The sequence below is a fragment of the Rhodoplanes roseus genome (genome assembly GCF_003258865.1).
GTDB classification, from domain to species: domain Bacteria; phylum Pseudomonadota; class Alphaproteobacteria; order Rhizobiales; family Xanthobacteraceae; genus Rhodoplanes; species Rhodoplanes roseus.
In genome coordinates, this window is record NZ_NPEX01000618.1 from 1 (window position 1) to 348 (window position 348).

The 348-nt window shown below is 80.7% G+C and carries 1 pseudogene; it reads left to right on the plus strand.

The features are described from left to right. Positions 1 to 348: pseudogene (locus CH341_RS34710) on the plus strand (hypothetical protein); the annotation flags it as partial.

Below are 348 nucleotides of genomic sequence, written 5' to 3' on the forward strand. Positions count from 1 at the left end.
CCGGCGCGTTGCTGGCCGGTGTCGCCGCGCTCGCCGTCGCCGCGCTGGCGGCGGCCGCGGCCGTCACGGCGGCGAGCGTCCTGCACGAGCAGGTCCTGGAGCGCCGGGCGCTGGAGCAGCGCGTCGCCGAGCTGTCCGCCCGCATGCTGGTTCCCGGCTCGCCGCTCGCCTGCCTGGACGGGCTCGCCGGCACGTCCCACGAAGCCGCCTGTGAGGCGGCGCTGTTCGGCCGGCCCGACACGGCGGCTGCGGCCGTGGCCTTCGTCGCCGCCCAGATCGATCTCCTCGCCGACGCGGCTCCGCTGGCGGCGGCCGACCGGGCCGCGGCGCGCGCCGTGGCCCCGCGGC